The organism is Phaeobacter sp. JH20_02 (genome assembly GCF_048056915.1).
Classification (GTDB): domain Bacteria; phylum Pseudomonadota; class Alphaproteobacteria; order Rhodobacterales; family Rhodobacteraceae; genus Phaeobacter; species Phaeobacter bryozoorum.
Genome location: NZ_JAYMVP010000022.1, coordinates 566,201 through 587,617, shown reverse-complemented (window position 1 = coordinate 587,617; position 21,417 = coordinate 566,201). Strand labels below are relative to the sequence as shown.

The window sequence follows — 21,417 nt, the reverse complement described above, 5'->3', positions numbered from 1 at the left end:
TCATGCTGACACAGCTGCATCAGAGCCCCGTTGCCGCCCAGATTCTTGCTGTTTTTCCTGCCGCCGATTTCTGCGTCGAGATGGGCGCGAATATGGGCGATGGGCTTGGGGTATATGATGACCTGCATCTGGACGACGTCTATCAGCTGATGCGCAACGCGCCACCGCGCCAATTGTCGTTGACCGCACGCGCTGACGGGCAGCTTGTTCTTGGTCAGGACAGCGCAACAGGTGCACCCGGTGCCCGGCTGCATCTGGATTGCCTGTTGACGCTGATGCCGGATATCGGCGCCAATGTGGAGGCGCTGGTGGTGGTTGAGGTCGATGACGACGGGTTGATCGCGGCGATCTATCTGCTGCCGCTTGCCCCCTTGCTGCCGCAGACCGGCTATACCCTTGTGCGCAAGACCCGCGAGGGCACGCGCCAGCGGCTTGCACAGCTGGCCTGTGTCTCCTTCACGCGCGGAACACATATCACCCTGGACACCGGCGCCCAGCGACCGATTGAGGATCTACAGGTAGGCGACCGGGTTCTGACCCGCGATGCCGGTGCCCAAGTGGTGCGCTGGATCGGCCAATGCACCAGCCGTGCGGTTGGAGAAATGGCTCCGATCCTGATCCGGGCCGGGGCGCTCAACAACGCAAATGACCTGCTTGTCAGCCCGGACCACCGGTTGCTGGTGCATCGCTGTCGCGAAGGTCGCCGCCGTGGCCGACCAGATCAGCTGGTGCGCGCACGCGAACTGGTCAATGGCATCGACATTGTCGAACGAACCGGCGGCTTCATCGACTATTTTCAGCTGCTGTTTGATCGCCACCAGATCATCTTTGCCGAAGGGATCGCCGCTGAGAGCCTGCTGCTTGATCCGCTGACACGGGCTGCGCTGCCGCAGGAGAAGCTGATCCGCACGCCGGGCCTGATCCCCGGTCAACCACCGCGCATGTCGGGACTGGAGCCGCGCCCGATGTAAACACGCTGGTATATGGCCCATTCGCGCCGGGATGTGCGGGGCCGCAACAGATGCACGGGAACTGGGCTAGAGGCGAAGCGAGTTTACGATTACTGATAGAATTGCCCCCACAATTCAACCATATGGGGAATTCTCTCCTTATGGACTCTATGGGACTTCGCCTGACGATGACAAAACAGCAACTGGTGCAGCGCTGGTTTTTCGAGGTCTGGGAGAAACGCAACATGGCCGCGTTTGCCGAGATGCTGGCCCCCTCTCTGAATACGACCGAACTGCTCGACGGGCTCCCCAATCCACGTCAGGACTATCCTGTCCTGATTGACGTCGTTCACAAGCTTGCGGGCAAATTCCGCGTTCAGATCCTGCAGTATATCGAGGATGGCGACTGGACCTCGACACGCTATCTGCTGACCTCTGATGGCCCGGACGGGATGACGCCGGTCAGTGCCGAGGGGATCATGATGATTCGGTTTGCGGACGGCAAAATCGCCGAGCTGAGTTCCAAGTTCGATGCCTTCACCTTTTTTGAACAGCTGGGTCAGCTGCCGCCAGATGCCATGCCGGCCTGCCTTGGAGGGCAGACGCTGGTCTGGGAGTAACCAGCCGGCCTCAGCTATCAGGACCGCGACGCAACGGCTGTCGCCCTGTTTTTCTTGCCTCGGCCCGCCATCCTGATATACGCGCGCTCATGCTCGATATCGTCCCAAACCGCCCCGACCTGCCGGCCGAAATTGCCCGGCGCCGCACCTTTGCGATCATTTCGCATCCGGATGCCGGCAAAACCACGCTGACTGAAAAGTTCCTGCTTTATGGCGGTGCTATTCAGATGGCAGGTCAGGTGCGCGCCAAAGGCGAGGCACGGCGCACGCGGTCGGATTTCATGCAGATGGAGAAGGACCGCGGGATCTCCGTCTCAGCCTCGGCCATGTCGTTTGACTACAACAGCTACCGCTTCAATCTGGTGGACACACCCGGTCACTCCGATTTCTCGGAAGATACCTATCGCACGCTGACGGCGGTGGACGCGGCGGTGATGGTGATCGACGGTGCCAAGGGTGTGGAAAGCCAGACCCAGAAGCTGTTTGAGGTCTGCCGCCTGCGCGACCTGCCGATTCTGACGTTCTGTAACAAGATGGACCGAGAGAGCCGGGACACCTTTGAGATCATCGACGAGATCCAGCAGAACCTTGCGATTGACGTGACGCCCGCCAGCTGGCCGATCGGCGTTGGTCGTGATTTCATCGGTTGTTACGACATGCTGCGCGACCGGCTGGAACTGATGGACCGCGCGGATCGCAACAAGATCGCCGAAAGCATCGCGATTGAGGGGTTGGACGATCCCAAGCTGGCCGAGCATGTGCCTGCACATCTGCTTGAGAAGCTGCTGGAAGAGGTCGAAATGGCCCGCGAGCTGCTGCCTGCACTGGATCCGCAATCGGTGCTTGAGGGGCATATGACGCCGATCTGGTTCGGCTCGGCGATCAATTCCTTTGGCGTGAAGGAACTGATGGATGGCATCAGCACCTACGGACCCGAGCCGCAGCCACAATCGGCGCTGCCGCGCCAGATTGCGCCGGATGAGACGAAGGTTGCCGGTTTTGTATTCAAGGTGCAGGCCAATATGGATCCCAAGCACCGCGACCGTGTGGCCTTTGTCCGGCTGGCCTCGGGCCATTTCAAACGCGGTATGAAGCTGACCCATGTGCGCTCAAAGAAGCCGATGGCCATCTCCAACCCGGTTTTGTTCCTGGCCTCTGACCGCGAGCTGGCCGAGGAAGCCTGGGCTGGTGACATCATCGGCATCCCGAACCACGGCCAGCTGCGCATCGGCGACACGCTGACCGAAGGAGAGGCGCTGCGTGTCAGCGGCATTCCGTCCTTTGCGCCGGAACTGTTGCAGGGGGTGCGCGCGGGTGACCCGATGAAGGCCAAGCACCTGGAAAAGGCGCTGATGCAATTTGCCGAGGAAGGTGCCGCAAAGGTCTTCAAACCCTCGATCGGCTCCGGCTTTATCGTGGGTGTGGTCGGCCAGCTGCAATTCGAAGTGCTGGCGAGCCGTATCGAGATGGAATACGGCCTGCCGGTGCGCTTCGAAGCCTCGCAGTTCACCTCGGCCCGCTGGGTCAGTGGCGACAAGACCGCGCTTGATAAATTCATCAACACCAACAAGCAGCACATTGCCCATGACCATGACGGCGACGTGGTCTATCTGACCCGCCTGCAGTGGGATATCGACCGTGTAGAGCGCGACTATCCAGACTTGAAACTGACGGCGACCAAGGAGATGATGGTTTAAGACCAGCACCCTGACACATAGGTGACATCAGACCCCGCCATGGATATCGACAACGAAACCTATCCTGGCGGGTTCTACAGCCTGCTGCGCCAGCTTGATAAAAAAGAGACCCCCTTCATAGATCCGGCGTCGGCGCTGCCGCCGGTGGATGTGGATCTCTCGTCGCTGCTCGCCCCCCTGCCCGAGGCCGCACTACAGTCACCAGAGGACGATCTGCCCAGTCGGCATATCGCGCGGAAATGGGAGGCCCTGCGAGCCGAGTTCGCAGGTCAGCCCGAACTTTGGGCACGACATGCGCTGTGCATCGCGATTCTGCGGCGCCGGGATCCGCCAGAGCAAGCGCGCAGCCTCTTTCTGCGGATCTGGCGCGAACACGGCCCGATGCTCGCCGCCGAGCTGCCCACACGCTGGTTGATTTCCGCCGCCGCCACCTTTGCCGATCATGGGGATACCATGGAGCAGCGGCTTGGTGGTCAGGGGCTCCAGATGCTGTTTCACCTGATCGCACTGCACGATAGCGAACGTCGGCTGTCAGGACGGCCGACCGACAGCGGCTTTCCTCGGGTGAAAGGCAAGAAGCTTGATGATATCGGCTTTGGCATGAAGCCCTATCACCTGCCCCACGGAGATCTGGATCGGTACATGCTGGCGCGGCTCTGGCGCCAGGTCGAGGACGATGCCGTGCTGCGCCCGCTTGGTGTGCGGATGCTGCGAATGGTCATGGACGATCCCCGCAGCATTTTCGGCCGCATTCAGCGGTACAAGAAACCCCGCAAATCATGAGCAGGCCCAACGATCCGAAATGGGGCATCGTCAGCACGATCAAGGCCGATGCAGAGACCATCCTGAATTTCGCCGCCTATCATCTGGATCTGGGGGCCCATCGGCTTCATCTCTATCTGGATGCGCCGAATCCTGAGGCCTATCCGCATCTGAAAGCACATCCAAAGGTGCGGGTCACCACCTGCGACGACAGCCACTGGAGCCAGCGCAAGAAACCACGCCCGAAGATGCACCAGGCGCGCCAGACGATGAATGCGACCCATGCCTACGGCCGGATCCAGGCCGATTGGGTCGCCCATATAGATGTGGACGAATTTCTCTGGCCCCATATCTCGGCAAGAGGTGCGAGGCCGCAGATTGGCGAAATACTGGCTGCCCTGCCCGCTGAAACCGATGTCTTGCGGATGCGCCCGCTGGAAGCGCTTTCTGGGCGGGTGGATATGTATAAATCCATGATTGCCAGTGCAGCCGACCGCGAACAGCAGGTCCGCGCGATCTATCCCGAATTTGGTGTCTTCCTGAAAGGCGGGTTCCTCAGCCATACTGCGGGCAAGCTGTTCGCCCGCACCGGCCTGCCTGACATTCAGTTCCGAATCCACAACCTGTTCCAGCATGGTGAAAAAAACACGCACGAGCAGGAGCAGGACGCCCTGCAGATCTGTCATCGCCACGCCCCGAGTTGGGAGGCCTGGCAGGACAGCTATCGGTTCCGGCTCAAGCAGGGCTCTTATCGTCCGGGTCTGGCTGCCGGGTTTTCGCGCAACCTCGGCGGGTTGAACACCCATGATCTGCTGTCGATGATCGAGGAAGAGCACGGTTCTGAAGGGCTGAAGCGTTTCTTTGGCGAAATCAACGCAGAGGCGCCGGACATCTATCAACGGCTGCAAAAGCGTGGGATGATCCACCACTGCCCGCTGGATCTGACCGCCAAACGGCGTGAACATTTCCCGCAATTTGAATAAACTGTTTCGAGTTTGCCCGTTATTCAATCAATACGCGCCGAAAACCCGGCTTCGTTTGACGATTGCAGCGGATTTTGCTATGCCCCGCGCAAGCCGATAGAGACAGGACGCAAGACCATGCGGAATCGGCCCTGACATACACGCGCGGGCCAGGTCAGTGTCCGCAAAAACGGACGCATATGACAAAATTTTCAGATCTGAACCTGAACCCCAAAGTCCTCAAAGCGATTGAGGAAGCGGGTTACGAAACCCCCACTCCCATTCAGGCAGGGGCGATTCCGCCCGCCTTGGAAGGGCGCGATGTGCTGGGGATCGCACAGACCGGCACCGGCAAGACGGCTTCGTTCACCTTGCCGATGATCACCCTGCTGGCGCGTGGCCGCGCGCGTGCGCGGATGCCGCGCAGCCTGGTGCTTTGCCCCACGCGGGAGCTGGCAGCCCAGGTGGCGGAGAACTTCGACACCTATACCAAACACCTGAAACTGACGAAGGCCCTGCTGATCGGCGGTGTCTCCTTCAAGGAACAGGACACGCTGATCGACAAGGGGGTTGACGTTCTGATCGCAACGCCCGGTCGCCTGCTCGACCATTTCGAGCGCGGCAAGCTGATCCTGTCTGACGTCAAGGTGATGGTGGTGGATGAAGCCGACCGTATGCTCGACATGGGGTTCATCCCCGATATCGAACGCATCTTCGGCCTTACGCCCTTCACCCGTCAGACCCTGTTCTTCTCCGCCACCATGGCGCCGGAGATCGAGCGGATTACCAATACCTTCCTCTCCGCCCCGGAGCGTGTCGAAGTGGCGCGGCAGGCAACCACCTCTGAGAATATTTCCCAAGGTGTTGTGCTGTTCAAAGCCTCGCGCCGCGATCGTGAAGGCAGCGAGAAACGGAAGCTTCTACGCCACCTGATTGATCAGGAAGGCGAGAAATGCACCAATGCGATCATCTTCTGCAACCGTAAGACGGATGTGGATATCGTTGCTAAATCGCTGAAGAAATACGGCTATGACGCGGCGCCGATCCACGGTGATCTTGATCAGAGCCAGCGCACCAAGACGCTGGAAGGCTTCCGCGAAGGGTCGCTGCGCTTTCTGGTGGCATCTGATGTGGCCGCTCGCGGGCTTGATGTGCCCAGCGTCAGCCATGTGTTCAACTTCGATGTGCCGAGCCATGCCGAGGACTATGTTCACCGCATCGGCCGGACGGGTCGCGCAGGCCGTAATGGCACCGCGATGATGATCTGCGTGCCCAAGGACGAAAGGAACCTCGAAGATATCGAGCGCCTTGTCCAGAACGAGATCCCGCGTCTTGAGAACCCGCTGAAAAAGGCCGAACCAGCGGCAAAAGACAGCAAGGACGCAGCGACCGGCGAGACCACAGAGCGCAAGACCCGCAGCCGCAGGTCTTCCACCCGTGCACCGGCTGCCAAGGAATCGGCCGCCAAGGAAGAGACCGCAGCGCCAGAGGCACAGGCCAAGGATACCCCGACAGCTGAAGCCAAAGCGGCAACGCCGGAGCAGCCGCAGGGCGAGCAGGAGAAGCGCAGCGATAGCCGCTCTTCCTCCCGTCAGAAATCGGCTGAGAAACCCTCCGCCCCCAAGACCGGGCAGAAGGGCAACCAGAAATCCGGCCGGGGACGTGGTGGCAACGACCGCAACAATGTCGTTGGCATGGGCGACCATATGCCGAGCTTTATCGCACTCAGCTTTGCCGAGCGCCGCGCCGGCTAAACTGGCTACCGCATAGTCGTATTCCGAAGGGCTGCCTCTTGGGGCAGCCCTTTTTCATATGTGTGATCAGAAACCTGACCGCAAACAGCGCACGATTTCTCTCATGAGCTTTGCACTTGCAGCATGGCAGGATTGCCCATTTTTGCAGATGTCGCCCCCGGCAGGAACGCCTATCTGGAGGGCAACAAGACGCACTTAAGCAAGATGAGAGCCGCCATGAACAACCTTGAGTTCCCCACTGTGACCGCCGACGAAATCCGTGCCATCGAAGCCCGCGCACATGAGCTGCGCGCACAGGCGATGGCTTCCTTCCTGCGCAGCCTGGGCCGTGGGATCGTCAGCCTGCCCGGCAAGCTTGCAGCGCTGCTGTCGCGCCCCCGGCACGCCTGACCCCATCCGCAGCGACGCCTGCGCAGTATAGATTGACGGTTGCCCCTAGCAGCCGAACAAAGCCCCGGCCCCACCGCCGGGGCTTTTTCTATAAAGCGCGTGGGCTGTGGCCCACAGGGCCGATGTGCACATAAAAAAGGCCCGCCACAGAAACTGCGGCGGGCCTGTCTATCAACTTGGTCCGAAGCGATCAGCGCATCCGGCTGACCACCACGGTAACTTCCGGTTTCTTGCCAATCTCGTTCTGTGCTGTCTGGCGGGCAACGCGGCGAAGGTTTTCTTCCAGCTTGTCGTCATCGCGCAGTGTTTTGGCACCCGCGCGCATGATGAACTGGTTGAGATCCTCTTCCATCACCTCGACCAGCGCGGCATTGGAACGGCCTGTCTCGGCCAACCCCTTGATATCGCACCAGGGTTCGCCCAATGGCTCATCTTCCTCGTCAAGAATGACGGTGACGATGACATGGCCGTTCAGCGCCATGCGGATCCGGTCCCGGACCACGCCATCCAGCGCACCGTATTTGACCGACCCATCCAGATAGGTGCGGCCGGTGTCGACATAATCCACGACCTTGGGGCGATCACCGGTCAGGTCCATCATCATACCGTTGACCACAACCGCGCTGGCAATGTCCTTGGCCTCGCCGAGACGGGCGTGCTGGCGCAGGTGACGGTGCTCGCCGTGCATCGGGATCAGCATCTGCGGCTTGATGATATCGTGCATCCGCTCCAGATCGGGGCGGTTTGCGTGACCGGAGACATGGTAGAGACCGGAGCTGTCATCGACCACATCCACACCCTTTTCGGAGAACTGGTTGATGATGCGAATGACGCCACGCTCATTGCCCGGAATGGTCTTTGAGGAGAACAGGAACAGGTCGCCCTCCTTAACCTCGATCCCGCGATACTTGCCGCGCGCCAGCTGGGCGGACGCCGCACGACGTTCGCCCTGGCTACCAGTCACGATCAGCATCAGGTTCTCACGCGGCAGCTCTTGCGCGGCCTCGACACTGACCACCTTCGGAAAGTCCTTGAGCACGCCGGTTTCGGTGGCGGCTTCGATCATGCGCTGCATGGCGCGGCCCAGCAGCACGATGGAGCGCCCGGCCCGCTGACCGGCCTCGGCGAGGGTTTTCACCCGCGCGACATTGGAGGCAAACGTGGTGGCGACCACCATCCCCTCGGCCTCGCCCACCAGGCGGGTGATCTCGGGTCCGACATCGACCTCAGACCGGCCCGGATGCAGCGAGAAGACATTGGTGGAATCGCAGACCAGCGCCTTGACGCCATCCTTGGCAATCTCGCTCCACATGTCGGGATCAAATGCCTCGCCGACAATCGGCGTCGGGTCGGTTTTGAAATCACCGGTGTGAACGATGCGCCCCGCAGGCGTGTCGATCACCAGACCGCCACTCTCCGGGATGGAATGTGAGATCGGTGCAACGCCGATGGTAAACGGCCCCAGTTTGGTGACCTCTGGCCATGCGGAGACGGTTTTCACCTCTTCGCTGTCCAGACCGGCCTCATCCATCTTGCGGCGCGCCAGATTTGCGGTAAAGGCACGGGCATAGATTGGCACATTCAGGTCACGGTAGAGATGCGCCACGGCGCCGATGTGATCCTCATGGGCGTGGGTGATGAACACCCCCTCCAGCTGGTCGGCCCGTTCCTTCAGCCAGCTGATGTCCGGCATGATCAGATCCACGCCGGGCGTGCTGTCCATGTCCGGGAAAGTAACGCCAAGATCAACCAGGACCAGGCGTTCCTTGCCCGGTTTGCCGTAGCCGTAGATATAGGCGTTCATACCAATTTCGCCTGCCCCGCCGAGGGGCAGGTAGATTAAACGTTCAGTGCTCATCCTCGAGACCGTTATCCTTATTATATTTGTGTATGATCTGTAGCCCATGCATCGTGAGATCATCCTCAAATGCGTCAAACAGATCTGCTGTTTGCTGGAACAAAGGCGCCAGCCCGCCTGTCGAGATTACTTTCATCGGCACGTCGCGCTCCGCTTTGATGCGGGCGCAGATTTCGCGCACCAGTCCTACGTATCCCCAGAACACACCTGACTGCATACATGCAACCGTATTGGTGCCGATCACCGACTGGGGTTTGGAAATATCCACATGCGGCAGAGCCGCTGCTGCCTGATGTAGGGCTTCCAGGCTCAAATTCACCCCCGGCGCAATCACACCGCCGATATAGGCGCCGTCCTCGGCCACCACGTCAAAGGTTGTCGCCGTGCCAAAATCGACGACGATGAGGTTGCCGCCATATTTGTCAAACCCGGAGACTGTATTGACCAAACGGTCCGGGCCGACATTGGTTCCCTGATCAACCCGCACCGCAACCGGCAGCAGGCAGTCAGGCTTACCCACCACCAGGGGGCGGGTGTGGAAGTAACGATCCGCCAGCACCCGCAGATTGAACACCACGCGCGGGACCGTGGAGGAGATGATCATATCGGTGATATCCGCTTCGATCCCCTGTAGCCGTATCAGCGTATTGAGCCAGACAAAATACTGATCCGCCGTGCGCCGCCAATCGGTGGCGGTACGCCAGGTGCCGATGAAGTTCTCCCCGTCCCAGATCGAGAAAACAGTATTGGTGTTGCCGCAATCGACTGCCAAAAGCATGACCTGCCCCGTTCCTATGCCCTAGAAAAAGATATCCGCCGCCGGAATGCTGACACGGCCCTTGGCGGTGTTTAGGACAAGGTTGCCGCCGCCGTCCACTGTCTCAAAGGTGCCTTCGGTTTCGGAGTTCATGGTGCGGGCCACCACCACCTCGCCCAGGCGCGCAGCACGGGCCAGCCAGGCGGTGCGGATCGGCTCGAACCCATAGGTGACAAACTGTCGTTCATAGCGGTCATAGGCGACAGCAAGCGCGGTCAGGAACGCCTCTGGGGTGACCTGGACCCCGGTTTCCGACAGCAGCGAGACAGGCCAGACAGCACCCGGTTCCAGCCATTCCTGCATCGGCGTCTCGATCAGATTGACACCAATCCCGATCGCAAGATGTGTCACACCGGCGGCGGCCCCCGCGCTTTCCAGCAGGATCCCCGCCAGCTTGCCACCATTCAGCAGCACGTCATTGGGCCATTTCAGTGCAAGTCCAGCCGTCTCGCCGCAGAGTGCGACACAGGCATCATAAAGCGCCAGCGCCGCAACAAAGCTGCGCAGCGCCACCTGATCGGGTGGCCCCTCCGGCCGCATGACGAGTGTTGCGGCAAAATTCCCCTTGGGCTCCTTCCAGGCACGGCCACGGCGCCCCCGCCCCTTGCTCTGGCGTTTGGCCATGATCCATTCAGGGCCGGTCAATGTGGGCGCGCGGCGCGCCGCCTCATCGAGGGTGCTGTCCACCTCGTCAAGCAGGCTCCGCCCGTATCCCTCTGGCCAATCACTCATGATGCTGTCCCTTCAAGGCAAAAAGGCCCGGTCCGCAGACCAGGCCTTTGTGTGTTCTGTGTCGAAACCGTCAGTTGACCAGCGTGGCAGCCGCCGCAGCCGCTGCACCCTCGATGCCGAACATGTTGATGATCCCAAGAAGCATCACGGCCGCCGAGGCCATCAGGAACCCCCAGAGGATCGGCGAGCGGTTGGTTTCCAGCTCCTCGCCCTCTTCACCGAAATACATATAGTACACGATGCGCAGGTAGTAGAACGCGCCGATAACCGATGCGATCACACCGGCAATCGCCAGCCACGCCATATCCGCCTGATAGGCCGCATTAAGCACATAAAGCTTGCCGAAGAAGCCCAGCATCGGCGGTACACCCGCCAGAGAGAACAACAGGATCAGCATCGCCAGCGCCTTGCCCGGCTCGCGACGGGAATAGAGGTTGAGCGCGCGAATGTCAGTGATCGGCTTGCCGTCCTTCTCCATCATCAGGATGAAGGCAAAGGTGCCGATATTCATCGAGACATAGATCGCCATATAGACCAGCAGCGCCTGCACGCCGTAGGCGGTGCCGGCGGCGAGGCCCATCAGCGCATAGCCCATATGGGCGATCGAGGAATAGGCCATCAGACGCTTGATATCGCGCTGGCCAATGGCGGCAACGGCCCCGACGAACATCGACAGCAGCGACAGAAGGGCCACAACCTGGCTCCAGTCCTGTACCGCATGACCAAAGGCATCATGCAGCACGCGGGCGAACAGGCCCATGGCCGCAACCTTCGGCGCCGATGCAAAGAATGCGGTAACCGGGGTCGGCGCGCCTTCGTAGACGTCAGGGGTCCACATGTGGAACGGCACGGCAGACACCTTGAACGCCATGCCGGAGATCAGGAAGACCAGGCCGAACAGCAGACCGATGGAGACTTCACCATGCTTGGCCACCGCGTAGATACCGGCAAAGTCGGTGGTCCCGGCAAAACCATAGACCAGCGATGCGCCATAGAGCAGCAAACCGGACGAAAGCGCGCCGAGCACGAAGTACTTCAGGCCGGCTTCGGTGGATTTTACACTGTCACGACGCAGCGAAGCCACGACGTAGAGCGCCAGAGACTGCAGCTCAAGGCCCATGTATAGCGACATCAGGTTGCCGGCCGAGACCATCACCATCATGCCCACCGCGCTCAGCGCGACGAGGATGGGATATTCAAAGCGCAACATGCCACGGCGTGACATGTAGTCCTGGCCCATGACCAGCACGGCAGAGGCCGACAGCAGGATGGCGACCTTGGCAAAGCGGGCAAAACCATCGTCGACGAACATGCCGTTGAATGCCTCGCGGCTGCCCGAGGATCCGGTGGCGATCCAGATGGCCAGCGCCGACATCAGACCGGCCATCAGCCAGATCAATGCCGGGGCCAGTTTGTCCTTGCCGGTGTAGACAGCGCCAAGGAGCGCCGCCATTGCGCTGAGCGCCAGAACAATCTCTGGCAGGATAACGGTGAGATCAGCTGGGATCATCGCCCACGCCCCCTTAGTGCGAAGCTATCTGGGTCGCCAGGGACAGGTCCGCGGCAGCCAGAGATTCATTGAAGTTTGCAATCAGCGCCTCGGTCGACGGGCTGATGATATCGGTGACAAGCGCCGGGTAGACGCCCAGAAGGATGGTCATCACCACCAGCGGTGCAAAGATGAACCGCTCACGGGCAGTCATATCCTTGATGGTCTTGAGGCTTCCCTTGATAAGGTCGCCAAAGACCACGCGACGGTAAAGCCACAGCGCATAGCCTGCCGAGAAGATGACACCGGTTGCGGCAACTGCTGCGACCCAGGTGTTCTTCTGGAAGGTGCCCATCAGCGTCAGGAATTCCCCGATGAAGCCCGAGGTGCCCGGCAGGCCGACGTTCCCCATCGTGAAGAACATGAAGACCAGCGCATAGGCAGGCATACGAATGACAAGGCCACCATAGGCGTCGATGTCACGGGTGTGCATCCGATCGTAGATGACACCCACGCAGAGGAAGAGCGCCGCCGAAATGAAGCCGTGGCTCAGCATCTGGAAGATCGCGCCATCAATGCCCTGCTGGTTCGCCGCAAAGATGCCCATGGTCACAAAGCCCATATGCGCCACCGAAGAATAGGCGATCAGCTTCTTCATGTCCGACTGCACCAGCGCCACCAGCGAAGTATAGACCACCGCAATCGCCGACATCCACAGGATCAGATCCGTCATTACGTCAGCCCCGACGGGGAACATCGGCAAGCTGAAGCGCAGGAAGCCGTAGCCGCCCATCTTCAACAGGATCGCCGCCAGCACCACGGAGCCTGCGGTCGGCGCCTGCACGTGCGCATCGGGCAGCCAGGTGTGCACCGGCCACATCGGCATTTTCACCGCGAAGGAGGCAAAGAACGCGAGGAACAACAGGGTCTGCATCCCACCAACGACATGCACTCCAAGAAGATCAAAGCCGGAGGCCGAGAAACTGTGCGTCAGCAGCTGGGCAATATCGGTGGTGCCTGCATCTGCGTACATCGCGACCATCGCCACCAGCATCAGCACCGAGCCAAAGAAGGTGTAGAGGAAGAATTTGAACGACGCGTAGATCCGTTCCTTGCCGCCCCAGATGCCGATGATCAGGAACATCGGAATGAGGCCCGCCTCAAAGAACAGGTAGAACAGCACCAGATCCAGCGCCATGAACACGCCAAGCATCAGCGTCTCCAGCATCAGGAAGGCGATCATGTATTCCTTGACGCGGGTGTTCACACCCCAGCTCGCCAAAATGGTCAGCGGCATAACAAAGGTGGTGAGCATCACAAACAGCACCGAAATGCCATCGACGCCCATCTTGTACTTCAGGCCAAAGATCCATTCGGCCTCTTCCACAAACTGAAAGCCTGTGTCGGAGGGGTCGAACTGGAAATAGATGCCAAGGCTCACCAGGAAGGTGATCGTGGTGGCAAAAAGCGCAACAGACTTGGCGTTGCGCTGCGCCGCCTCATCCTCGCCGCGCAGGAACAGGGCCAGAATGGCCGCCGCAAGCGCCGGGATAAAGGTGACAATAGAAAGGAGATTGTCCATCAGTGCGCTCCTCCGCCGATCGACATCCAGGTAACCAGGGCAGCAATGCCCAGCACCATCCAGAAAGCATAGGTGAAAATGTAACCCGACTGTGCGCGACCGGCGAGGCGGGTGAAGAAGGGAATGATGCCCATGGCGATCCCGTTGAGCGCGCCGTCAATGGTCTTGCCGTCACCGCGCTTCCAGAAGAAGCGGCCGATCATCAGCGTCGGTTTGACAAAGACAAAATCGTAGAGCTCGTCAAAATACCACTTGTTCTTGAGGAACAGGTAGAGCGGCTGCTGCTGCTTGGCGAGACGGCCCGGCAGGCTTGGGTTCACGATGTAGAACAGGATCGCAAGACCAAGGCCAAGCAGCATCGCGATAAAGGGCGAAACTTTCACCCATTTCGGAGCGGCGTGCGCGTCATCCAGCACAGTGTTGTCGGCACCGAAATACAGCGCGCCTTCGCCCGGCTGACCCGCGAATACATAGTGATGCTCACCGGATGCGTCAGCGGTGCCGTGACCGTCATCCGCCGTGCTGGCATGGCTGTCATCAGCGCCGTGGCCCGAATCCGCTGCCGCATCGCCATGTGCCGCGGCTTCTGCCACTGGGATGCCGTAGAATTTGCCAACCTTATCAGCATGGCCGAAGAAGCTGTTATACCAGAGCATTCCCGAGAAGATCGCACCAAGGGCAAGCACACCCAGCGGGATCAGCATGACCATCGGGCTTTCATGCGCGTGATCATGCGTATGCTTGTCGCCGCGCGGCTTGCCGTAGAAGGTCAGGAAGATCAGGCGCCAGCTGTAGAAGGATGTCATTGCCGCCGCGATGACCAGCAGCCAGAAACCATACATCGACCCGCCAGCATAGGCGCTCTCGATAATGGCATCCTTGGACAGGAAGCCGGCAAAGCCAAAGTGGGTCAGCGGGATACCAACGCCGGTGATGGCCAGCGTGCCGATCATCATCGCCGCAAAGGTGTAGGGGATCTTTTTGCGCAGACCACCGTAGTTCATCATGTCCTGCTCATGGTGCATCGCGTGGATCACGGAGCCTGCACCAAGGAACAGCATCGCCTTGAAGAAGGCATGTGTGAACAGGTGGAACATCGCAGCGGAATACATGCCGACGCCAGCGGCCACGAACATGTAGCCAAGCTGTGAACAGGTGGAATAGGCGATCACGCGTTTGATGTCGGTCTGAACCAGACCCACAGTCGCCGCGAAGAAGGCCGTGGTTGCACCCAGCACGGTGATGAAGGTTGTCGCTTCGGGTGCGAACTCCATCAGCGGCGACATGCGGCAGACGAGGAAGACACCGGCGGTCACCATGGTGGCGGCGTGGATCAGGGCCGACACCGGGGTCGGGCCTTCCATCGCATCCGGCAACCAAGTGTGCAGGATCAGCTGCGCCGATTTACCCATGGCACCAATGAACAGCAGGACTGCAATCAGATTGGCGGCATTCCACTCCGACCAGAGAAAGGTCAGCTGGGTTTCCGCCAGCTGCGGCACCGCTGCAAAGATGTCATCAAAATTGATGCTGTCAGTCAGGAAGAACAGGGCAAAGATACCGAGGGCAAAGCCAAAGTCACCCACGCGGTTGACGATGAAGGCTTTCATCGCTGCCGCATTGGCAGACGGCTTGCGGTAGTAGAAACCGATCAGCAGGTAGGAGGCAACGCCCACGCCTTCCCAGCCAAAGAACATCTGAACCAGATTGTCAGAGGTCACCAGCATCAGCATCGCAAAGGTAAAGAACGACAGATAGGCAAAGAAGCGCGGCTTGTAGCTCTCGCCGTCTTTCCACTGCGGGTCATGGGCCATGTAGCCAAAGGAATAGAGGTGGACCAGCGATGAAACCGTGGTCACAACGATCAGCATGATCGCAGTCATCCGGTCCAGACGGATCGCCCAGGATGTCGACAGCGAGCCGCTTTCGATCCAGCGCATGATCTCGATCGACTGGGTCACCCCGTCAAAGCTGAGGAAGACGATCCACGACAGAAGCGCCGACAGGAACAAAAGCCCGGTCGCCGTCCAGGTGGCTGCGGTCTCGCCGATGAACTTCCAGCCAAAGCCACAGATGATGGCCCCGACCAGAGGGGCAAAGAGAAGGATGGTTTCCATGACGCTTTAGCCCTTCATCACGTTGATGTCTTCCACGGCGATGGTGCCGCGGTTGCGGAAGAAGCAAACCAGGATCGCAAGACCAATAGCGGCCTCGGCGGCGGCCACGGTCAGCACAAAGAGGGTGAAGACCTGACCCACCAGATCCCCAAGGAAGCTGGAGAAAGCCACAAGGTTGATGTTCACCGCCAAGAGCATCAGTTCGATGCTCATCAGCAGGATGATGACGTTCTTGCGGTTCAGGAAGAGCCCGAAGATGCCGATGACGAACAGCGTCGCCGCGACGGTTAGATAATGCTCGAGTGTGATCATTGTCTCAAAGCCCCTGCCCCGGTTTCACATCCTTGAGTTCCATGGCCAAGGCCGGATCGCGCATCATCTGGGCGACAACGTCCTGACGCTTGACGTCGGTGCGGTGGCGCAGGGTCAGCACAATGGCGCCGATCATCGCAACCAGCAGGATCAGGCCGGAAAGTTGGAACAGAAGGAAATATTGGTCGTAAATGATGAGGCCAAGCGCCTCGGTGTTATGCTGGTCGGTCGGGATCGGCTGGGCCAGCTGCGTGGCCGCCGCCGGTGCGGTTTCCCACACACCAAAAGCCATCACGAACTGCATAAGGATCACCAGACCGATGAGCAGCGCCAGCGGCATATAGCGCGCCATCTCTGCTTTCAGCTCGGCAAAATCCACGTCCAGCATCATCACCACAAAGAGGAACAGCACCGCAACGGCACCGACGTAGACGATGACCAGCAGCATGGCGACAAATTCGGCGCCCAGCAGCACGAACAGCCCGGCCGAGGAAATAAAGGCCAAGATCAGCCACAGCACAGAATGCACCGGCTGGCGGCTGATCACCGTGAACAGCCCGCCGGTGATGGCGCTGATGGCAAAGAGGTAAAAGGCAAAAACGGTCATGTTTCATCGTCCCCTTTGGCGTCCAGAACCTCTTGCGCCAGTTCCAGCGCGCGGGTCATGGCCGGGATGCCGGCAAACACCGACATCTGTCCGATCGTTTCAACGATCTCTTGTTTCTTAGCGCCCGCCTCCAGGGCATGGCGTACGGTCTGGCGCACGGCTGAATCCGCCTGCGCGCCCTGCATTGTCAGCCCGGCCAATGTCAGCAGCAGCCGGGTCTTGGCATCCAGCCCGCCCTTGTTGACGGTATTGCCGAACATCATCTCCATGACATCCTTCGGCATCGTCGGCCACAGCGCTTCAAACTCCTTGAACGCTCCGGTGGGAGAGAAGCTCTCCAACGCCGGGTTCAGGGCTTTGGCCATGTCCTGGGCCTGGGCCATCATGGCCTCAAATGGGTTCTTGGCATCGCTCATCGGTACGGCGCGTCCAGTTCGAGATTGCGCGCGATCTCGGCTTCCCAGCGCTCCCCGTTCGAAAGCAGCTTGTCCTTGTCGTAGAACAGCTCCTCGCGGGTCTCGGTGGCGAACTCGAAGTTCGGGCCTTCGACAATTGCATCCACCGGGCAGGCTTCCTGGCAGAAACCGCAGTAGATACACTTCGTCATGTCGATGTCGTACCGCGTGGTGCGGCGGCTGCCATCCTCGCGCGGTTCTGCGTCGATGGTGATCGCCTGCGCCGGGCAGATCGCCTCGCACAGTTTACAGGCAATGCAGCGCTCCTCGCCGTTCGGATAGCGGCGCAACGCGTGCTCACCGCGGAAGCGGGGCGACAGCGGGCCCTTCTCGTGCGGATAGTTCAGGGTGGCCTTAGGGGCGAAGAAATACTTCATCCCCAGTTTGAAGCCGACCCAGAAATCCTGCAGCAGGAAGTATTTGGCGGCGCGGGTGTAGTCGATGTTCGCCATTGATCAGCCTCCCACGGTCCAGCGGGCGAAGATGCCCCAGAACCAGTCAAATTTTGCAGCAAAGGATACGAAGACCACCCAGGCCAGCGAGAACGGCAGGAACACTTTCCAACCCAGACGCATCAGCTGGTCATAGCGGTAGCGGGGCGTGATTGCCTTCACCATTGCGAAGAGGAAGAAGAAGAACGCCATTTTGCCGACCATCCACAGGACGCCGTCGGGCAGCCCAGGGATCGGAGACAGCCAGCCGCCGAAGAACAGCAGTGTTGTCAGCGCGCACATCAGGAAGATGGCGATGTATTCCCCGGCCATGAACAGCAGGAACGGTGTCGCCGAGTATTCCACCTGGTAGCCTGCAACCAGCTCCGATTCCGCTTCGGGCAGATCGAACGGCGGGCGGTTGGTTTCCGCAAGTGCCGAGATGAAGAACAGGAAGACCATCGGGAAATGCGGGATCCAGTACCAGTTCAGCAGACCCAGATCACCGTCCTGCGCACGTACGATGTCGCCGAAGTTCATGCTGCCGGTGGAGATGATGACCCCAACGATAATCAGACCAATCGAGACCTCGTAAGAGATCATCTGCGCCGCTGAGCGCAAGCTGCCGAGGAACGGATATTTCGAGTTCGAGGCCCAGCCGCCCATGATCACGCCATAGACCTCCAAGCTGGAGACAGCGAAAACATAGAGGATCGCCACATTGATGTCCGACAGGACCCAGCCGTCGTTGAAGGGGATCACCGCCCAGGCGATCATTGCCAGCACAAAGCTGGTCAATGGGGCCAGAATAAACACGGTGCGATCGGCACCGGCGGGGATCACCACCTCTTTGACAACATATTTGAGCGCGTCGGCCACCGTTTGCAGCAGGCCGTAGATGCCTACGACATTGGGGCCACGACGCATCTGGACAGCCGCCCAGATCTTGCGGTCCCCGTAGACGAGGAACAGCAGCGAAATCATGACAAATGCAACAACTGCAAGCACTTGCGCCAGGATCAGAACAGCGATGCCGCCTGGGGTGTTAAAGAATTCAGCCATAGGTCCTCACACCGTGGGTATTCCGTTAGCCTCGCAATCCGCGACCACGACTTCGGCGTCGATGGTGCGCAGTCCGCGCGGGAGGGAAGGCGAGATGGTGTAGACAGCATCTGCCGTCTGATTGCCACCCTCTTGTTTCATTTTTGTGCGCACATGACGTGCAAATCCATAACCGCGGATCAGCGCATATTGCGCCGCCGCGCATTCCGCATAGTTGTCCAGATCGGCACCATTGCGGGCGCCGGTCATGGCCACGTGGAATTGCACCAGATCGCCGTCCAGTAGCCGTGTCTCTACCCCTTTGTAGTCGGGGGTGAACGGCGCCCGAGACGTCTGCGGGGCCTGCACGCAGGCTGCCAGCAGCAGAGGCGATATGATGCTCGCACGGATCACTCCGCCGCGATCTTCTCGGCGCTACGCGCCTTTGCGTTGGCGGAGAGTTCCGCCATCAGCTGCGACGACCGCGCAATCGGGTTGGTCAGGTAGAAGTCCTTGACCGCAGGCAGGAATGCCGCCTTGCCCATGGCCTCAACCTCAAGCGCCGGGCCGTCATTTGCCGCCACTTCGTCAATGCGCGCCAGATGCGGCACCTCTGCCACCAGCGCACTGCGCAGTTGCGCCAGCGAGTCATAGGGCAGCTTGGCATCCAGCTCCGCGCTGAGCGCCCGCAGGATCGCCCAGTTTTCCTTGGCCTCACCGGGGGCAAAGCTTGCGCGCATGGCCAGCTGCGGACGCCCTTCGGTGTTCACGAACAGACCGTTTTCTTCGGTATAGGCAGCACCGGGCAGGATGACGTCGGCGCGATGGGCACCACGATCGCCGTGCGAGCCCTGGTAGATCACAAAGGCGCCTGCATCAATTTCGACCTCATCAGCGCCGAGGTTGTAGATCACCTCTGCGCCGTCGATGGCCGCCTCAAGGCCACCCTCGGTGACCGCATTCACATCCATCGCACCAACACGGCCGGCAGCGGTGTGCAGCACCAGCAGTTTGCTCTCGGTCATGGCCGCGTATTTCTGCGCATGGGCCAGTACCGCCAGACCATCGGCCTCACGCAGGGCGCCCTGGCCGACGATGACCAGCGTATCTTTGCCAATCGCGCCTTCGGTTTCGCCGTTGAGCAGTGTCTCGAGCGCTGCGCGGTCGGTGCCGAGGTGGGCGTAGTCATAGGTCAGATCGACCGGCTGGCCGATCAGGCCGATATTGGCGCCGTTGATCCAGGCCTTGCGCAGGCGGGCGTTCAGAACCGGCGCCTCATTGCGAGGATCGGTGCCAATCAGCATGATCGCCTTGGCGCTGTCGATATCTTCGATGGTTGCGGTGCCGACATAGGCCGCGCGGTTGCCGATAGGCAGACGGGCCTTGTCCGTCCGGCACTCAACCTTGCCACCCTGCCCTTCCACCAGCTGTTTCAGCGCAAAAGCCGCCTCAACCGGGACCAGATCACCAATCAGGCCGGCAATCTTCTTGCCCTTCATTGCAGTGGCCGCTGCCTCCAGGGCCTCCGGCCAGGTCGCGGGCTTCAGCTTGCCGTCAACACGCACATAGGGGCGATCCAGACGCTGGCGACGCAGCCCGTCCCAGACGAACCGGGTCTTGTCGCTGATCCATTCCTCATTCACGCCGTCATGGTTGCGCGGCAGGATGCGCATCACTTCGCGGCCTTTGGTGTCGACACGGATGTTCGACCCCAGCGCGTCCATCACGTCGATGGTTTCGGTTTTGGTCAACTCCCACGGGCGGGCCGTGAAGGCATAGGGTTTCGAGGTCAGCGCCCCAACCGGGCACAGGTCGATGATGTTGCCCTGAAGGTTCGAATCCAGCGTCTCGTTCAGATAGGAGGTAATCTCGCTATCCTCACCACGACCAGTCTGGCCCATCTGGGTAATGCCTGCGACTTCGGTGGTGAAACGAACGCAGCGCGTGCAGGAAATGCAGCGGGTCATCGCGGTGCCGACGAGCGGGCCGAGATCGAGATCGTCGACGGCGCGCTTTGCTTCGCGGAAGCGCGAGAAATCGACGCCATAAGCCATCGCCTGATCCTGAAGATCACATTCGCCACCCTGATCGCAGATCGGGCAATCCAGCGGATGGTTGATCAGCAGGAACTCCATCACGCCCTCACGGGCCTTCTTGACCATCGGCGAATTGGTCTTCACCTGCGGTGCCTGGCCTTCGGGACCGGGACGCAGGTCGCGGACCTGCATGGCGCAGGAGGCGGCAGGTTTCGGCGGGCCGCCGACAACCTCAACCAGGCACATCCGGCAATTGCCGGCGATGGACAGGCGCTCGTGGTAGCAGAAGCGGGGAATTTCCACCCCGGCCTCTTCACAGGCCTGGATCAGGGTCATCGCCCCATCCACCTCAATCTCGGTTCCGTCAATGTTGATCTTGCGGAGGTCAGACATGGTCTATTTCGCCCTCAGTAAAACGCCGATCGCGCTGTTTTTCTTGATTTCCGCACGACCAAACGTACAGAATGTTTCCGTTTTCTCATATGAGACCCCGTTTTGCGCCAGGAAGCGTTCTCCCTTGGCCCGCATCCGGGCTTTTTCCTCGTCCGAGCCGATGTAGGCGCGGATTTCCGTATCCGTGTAGCCAAGAGCATTGGCACGTGCCCGCAGGCGTCGCAGTTCGGTCAGACCCTTGAAGTAACGCGCGGTAATCGCATCACAGTGGTCGGCCACTTCCTTGGCCAGAGCGACCGCGAACAGCGGGTCTTCGATCTCTTGCACATCGCGCAAGGACGGCTTCGCCGCGCCCATCGACGGCAGTAGCATCAGGCAGGCGGCACAGGTCGCAATCAGGATTCGCATTGGT

The 21,417-nt window shown here is 60.2% G+C and carries 21 protein-coding genes; 7 read left to right on the top strand and 14 right to left on the bottom strand.

The genetic code is table 11. The features are described from left to right. Positions 1–2: 2 nt before the first annotated feature. The 7 genes from VWY34_RS09550 to VWY34_RS09520 all read left to right on the top strand — a co-directional run bounded on the left by VWY34_RS09550 (position 3) and on the right by VWY34_RS09520 (position 7,135). Entirely contained in the window at positions 3–971 is a 969-nt protein-coding gene (locus VWY34_RS09550) for a Hint domain-containing protein (RefSeq protein ID WP_416544721.1), read from the top strand. A 167-nt stretch (positions 972–1,138) separates the two neighbouring features. Then, positions 1,139–1,570, top strand: a complete 432-nt coding sequence (locus tag VWY34_RS09545; RefSeq protein ID WP_416544720.1) for a nuclear transport factor 2 family protein — start codon at positions 1,139–1,141, stop codon at positions 1,568–1,570. A gap of 89 nt (positions 1,571–1,659) precedes the next feature. After that, positions 1,660–3,267, top strand: a complete 1,608-nt coding sequence (locus tag VWY34_RS09540; RefSeq protein ID WP_340545136.1) for a peptide chain release factor 3 — start codon at positions 1,660–1,662, stop codon at positions 3,265–3,267. Positions 3,268–3,288: 21 nt separating this feature from the next. Further along, the gene (locus VWY34_RS09535) at positions 3,289–4,050 is read left to right on the top strand and encodes a hypothetical protein (protein ID WP_416544719.1); all 762 of its coding nucleotides are present in this window, start codon (positions 3,289–3,291) and stop codon (positions 4,048–4,050) included. Next, entirely contained in the window at positions 4,047–5,012 is a 966-nt protein-coding gene (locus VWY34_RS09530; RefSeq protein ID WP_416544718.1) for a glycosyltransferase family 2 protein, read from the top strand. Before VWY34_RS09535 ends, VWY34_RS09530 begins: the two co-directional genes overlap by 4 nt. A gap of 179 nt (positions 5,013–5,191) precedes the next feature. After that, positions 5,192–6,745 (top strand): DEAD/DEAH box helicase, encoded by a 1,554-nt coding sequence (locus VWY34_RS09525; RefSeq protein WP_416537788.1) that lies wholly within the window; start codon positions 5,192–5,194, stop codon positions 6,743–6,745. 216 nt (positions 6,746–6,961) lie between these two features. Beyond that, a complete protein-coding gene (locus VWY34_RS09520; protein ID WP_374015318.1) occupies positions 6,962–7,135 on the top strand; it encodes an RSP_7527 family protein in 174 nt (57 codons plus the stop codon). A 190-nt stretch (positions 7,136–7,325) separates the two neighbouring features. Here the strand turns inward: VWY34_RS09520 and VWY34_RS09515 are convergent, their stop codons facing one another. From VWY34_RS09515 to VWY34_RS09450, 14 genes are all read right to left on the bottom strand, one after another. Then, positions 7,326–8,993 carry a ribonuclease J gene (locus tag VWY34_RS09515; RefSeq protein ID WP_416542849.1) on the bottom strand — a complete coding sequence of 556 codons (1,668 nt, stop codon included), beginning with the start codon at positions 8,991–8,993 and terminating at the stop codon, positions 7,326–7,328. Continuing rightward, entirely contained in the window at positions 8,983–9,771 is a 789-nt protein-coding gene (locus tag VWY34_RS09510; RefSeq protein WP_340545130.1) for a type III pantothenate kinase, read from the bottom strand. The genes VWY34_RS09515 and VWY34_RS09510 overlap by 11 nt, the downstream gene beginning before the upstream one ends. Positions 9,772–9,792: 21 nt before the next feature. Beyond that, entirely contained in the window at positions 9,793–10,542 is a 750-nt protein-coding gene (locus VWY34_RS09505; protein WP_416544717.1) for a biotin--[acetyl-CoA-carboxylase] ligase, read from the bottom strand. 70 nt (positions 10,543–10,612) lie between these two features. Next, positions 10,613–12,052 carry an NADH-quinone oxidoreductase subunit NuoN gene (gene nuoN / locus VWY34_RS09500; protein WP_416544716.1) on the bottom strand — a complete coding sequence of 480 codons (1,440 nt, stop codon included), beginning with the start codon at positions 12,050–12,052 and terminating at the stop codon, positions 10,613–10,615. 13 nt (positions 12,053–12,065) lie between these two features. Continuing rightward, positions 12,066–13,613, bottom strand: coding sequence for an NADH-quinone oxidoreductase subunit M (locus tag VWY34_RS09495; RefSeq protein ID WP_416544715.1), 1,548 nt, complete (start codon positions 13,611–13,613; stop codon positions 12,066–12,068). Beyond that, complete coding sequence (gene nuoL, locus VWY34_RS09490) at positions 13,613–15,730, bottom strand: NADH-quinone oxidoreductase subunit L (protein ID WP_416537791.1); 2,118 nt, start codon at positions 15,728–15,730, stop codon at positions 13,613–13,615. Before nuoL ends, VWY34_RS09495 begins: the two co-directional genes overlap by 1 nt. Before the next feature lie 6 nt (positions 15,731–15,736). Beyond that, the gene (gene nuoK / locus VWY34_RS09485) at positions 15,737–16,042 is read right to left on the bottom strand and encodes an NADH-quinone oxidoreductase subunit NuoK (protein WP_014874166.1); all 306 of its coding nucleotides are present in this window, start codon (positions 16,040–16,042) and stop codon (positions 15,737–15,739) included. A gap of 4 nt (positions 16,043–16,046) precedes the next feature. Further along, on the bottom strand, positions 16,047–16,649 hold the full coding sequence (locus tag VWY34_RS09480) for an NADH-quinone oxidoreductase subunit J (RefSeq protein WP_416537793.1): 603 nt from the start codon (positions 16,647–16,649) through the stop codon (positions 16,047–16,049). Beyond that, positions 16,646–17,065 (bottom strand): carboxymuconolactone decarboxylase family protein, encoded by a 420-nt coding sequence (locus VWY34_RS09475; RefSeq protein ID WP_340545124.1) that lies wholly within the window; start codon positions 17,063–17,065, stop codon positions 16,646–16,648. The genes VWY34_RS09480 and VWY34_RS09475 overlap by 4 nt, the downstream gene beginning before the upstream one ends. Continuing rightward, a complete protein-coding gene (gene nuoI / locus VWY34_RS09470; protein WP_340545123.1) occupies positions 17,062–17,556 on the bottom strand; it encodes an NADH-quinone oxidoreductase subunit NuoI in 495 nt (164 codons plus the stop codon). The genes VWY34_RS09475 and nuoI overlap by 4 nt, the downstream gene beginning before the upstream one ends. A 3-nt stretch (positions 17,557–17,559) precedes the next feature. After that, entirely contained in the window at positions 17,560–18,597 is a 1,038-nt protein-coding gene (gene nuoH, locus VWY34_RS09465) for an NADH-quinone oxidoreductase subunit NuoH (protein WP_340545122.1), read from the bottom strand. A 6-nt stretch (positions 18,598–18,603) separates the two neighbouring features. Beyond that, positions 18,604–18,990 carry a hypothetical protein gene (locus VWY34_RS09460; RefSeq protein ID WP_416535934.1) on the bottom strand — a complete coding sequence of 129 codons (387 nt, stop codon included), beginning with the start codon at positions 18,988–18,990 and terminating at the stop codon, positions 18,604–18,606. Then, on the bottom strand, positions 18,987–21,005 hold the full coding sequence (gene nuoG / locus VWY34_RS09455; RefSeq protein WP_416544714.1) for an NADH-quinone oxidoreductase subunit NuoG: 2,019 nt from the start codon (positions 21,003–21,005) through the stop codon (positions 18,987–18,989). Before nuoG ends, VWY34_RS09460 begins: the two co-directional genes overlap by 4 nt. A 3-nt stretch (positions 21,006–21,008) precedes the next feature. Then, positions 21,009–21,413 carry a DUF5333 domain-containing protein gene (locus VWY34_RS09450; RefSeq protein ID WP_340546294.1) on the bottom strand — a complete coding sequence of 135 codons (405 nt, stop codon included), beginning with the start codon at positions 21,411–21,413 and terminating at the stop codon, positions 21,009–21,011. Positions 21,414–21,417 lie beyond the last annotated feature (4 nt).

Bases quoted from the DNA above. Each gene is read 5' to 3' on its own strand.
- VWY34_RS09550 (WP_416544721.1), top strand. From the start codon at position 3: ATGCTGACACAGCTGCATCAGAGCCCCGTTGCCGCCCAGATTCTTGCT.
- VWY34_RS09545 (WP_416544720.1), top strand. From the start codon at position 1,139: ATGACAAAACAGCAACTGGTGCAGCGCTGGTTTTTCGAGGTCTGGGAG.
- VWY34_RS09540 (WP_340545136.1), top strand. From the start codon at position 1,660: ATGCTCGATATCGTCCCAAACCGCCCCGACCTGCCGGCCGAAATTGCC.
- VWY34_RS09530 (WP_416544718.1), top strand. From the start codon at position 4,047: ATGAGCAGGCCCAACGATCCGAAATGGGGCATCGTCAGCACGATCAAG.
- VWY34_RS09525 (WP_416537788.1), top strand. From the start codon at position 5,192: ATGACAAAATTTTCAGATCTGAACCTGAACCCCAAAGTCCTCAAAGCG.
- VWY34_RS09520 (WP_374015318.1), top strand. From the start codon at position 6,962: ATGAACAACCTTGAGTTCCCCACTGTGACCGCCGACGAAATCCGTGCC.
- VWY34_RS09515 (WP_416542849.1), bottom strand. From the start codon at position 8,993: ATGAGCACTGAACGTTTAATCTACCTGCCCCTCGGCGGGGCAGGCGAA.
- VWY34_RS09510 (WP_340545130.1), bottom strand. From the start codon at position 9,771: ATGCTTTTGGCAGTCGATTGCGGCAACACCAATACTGTTTTCTCGATC.
- VWY34_RS09505 (WP_416544717.1), bottom strand. From the start codon at position 10,542: ATGAGTGATTGGCCAGAGGGATACGGGCGGAGCCTGCTTGACGAGGTG.
- nuoN (WP_416544716.1), bottom strand. From the start codon at position 12,052: ATGATCCCAGCTGATCTCACCGTTATCCTGCCAGAGATTGTTCTGGCG.
- VWY34_RS09495 (WP_416544715.1), bottom strand. From the start codon at position 13,613: ATGGACAATCTCCTTTCTATTGTCACCTTTATCCCGGCGCTTGCGGCG.
- nuoL (WP_416537791.1), bottom strand. From the start codon at position 15,730: ATGGAAACCATCCTTCTCTTTGCCCCTCTGGTCGGGGCCATCATCTGT.
- nuoK (WP_014874166.1), bottom strand. From the start codon at position 16,042: ATGATCACACTCGAGCATTATCTAACCGTCGCGGCGACGCTGTTCGTC.
- VWY34_RS09480 (WP_416537793.1), bottom strand. From the start codon at position 16,649: ATGACCGTTTTTGCCTTTTACCTCTTTGCCATCAGCGCCATCACCGGC.
- VWY34_RS09475 (WP_340545124.1), bottom strand. From the start codon at position 17,065: ATGAGCGATGCCAAGAACCCATTTGAGGCCATGATGGCCCAGGCCCAG.
- nuoI (WP_340545123.1), bottom strand. From the start codon at position 17,556: ATGGCGAACATCGACTACACCCGCGCCGCCAAATACTTCCTGCTGCAG.
- nuoH (WP_340545122.1), bottom strand. From the start codon at position 18,597: ATGGCTGAATTCTTTAACACCCCAGGCGGCATCGCTGTTCTGATCCTG.
- nuoG (WP_416544714.1), bottom strand. From the start codon at position 21,005: ATGTCTGACCTCCGCAAGATCAACATTGACGGAACCGAGATTGAGGTG.
- VWY34_RS09450 (WP_340546294.1), bottom strand. From the start codon at position 21,413: ATGCGAATCCTGATTGCGACCTGTGCCGCCTGCCTGATGCTACTGCCG.